We start from the raw sequence: 698 nt of genomic DNA, 5'->3' as shown, positions 1-698 counted from the left end.
AATAGTGCTGTTTTTTATAAGGAGCTGTCTTATTATAAAATTAAGTAGGGTAGGGGAAGAACGTATAGGTACGTAATGCCACGCACTTAAAGGGCGCGCAAGGACTAAATCTAAACTCAGATTCTCTTGGATTTTAATATCATCCCTCCCTTTGTCCTATGTGTACCTGTATATCTTCATCCTCAAAACAATCTGCAACTTTTTGCAACAAAAAACTGTACACAATTCCTTGAACTCCAAACTATCTATACCACTAAATACTAAGGGGGGCGCATAGCTGGCCTAAACTCTCTTTACAGAAAACAAAAAAACAAAACGCTGCATAAGAAAAACTCAAATGCTTGAATTTTTTCTTTCAACGTATGCGCTGATATTTGCTTGCATATCGTCTTAAAAATCCATTTTCCACCAAGATTCGTCTTAATCTCGCAAAATCTAAAGTAAAAAGGCTACATATTTTTGATGTTTCCGTTTCGCGATAGTTTTTCCTATTTTAAATGCTTCTGCAATTTTTGTAAGTATATCTTCTGTTTCTAAATGACGATCGCTAAAAATTTCCATATTTCATACATTTTTATCTTCTAGCGCTTGCCATAATTTATCGATTGCTTGAAATCCCTCTGTTGTGTTTTGAATAAGACCAAGGTTTAAAAGGCGATTAATAGATTTGTGAATGTTTTTGGTCTCTGAATTGACAA

1 protein-coding gene is annotated in these 698 nt (G+C 34.2%); it reads right to left on the bottom strand.

The annotated features are described in order from the left end of the window. Window positions 1–355: 355 nt before the first annotated feature. On the bottom strand, window positions 356–457 hold the full coding sequence (locus ACFIL8_RS11840; RefSeq protein WP_375612583.1) for a DUF2087 domain-containing protein: 102 nt from the start codon (window positions 455–457) through the stop codon (window positions 356–358). Between the last annotated feature and the right edge of the window lie 241 nt (window positions 458–698).

This window comes from Bartonella sp. AP57NXGY (assembly GCF_042195805.1).
Classification (GTDB): Bacteria; Pseudomonadota; Alphaproteobacteria; order Rhizobiales; family Rhizobiaceae; genus Bartonella.
Note: the sequence above shows the minus strand (reverse complement) of the source record. Positions and strands in the feature narration are given on the sequence as shown.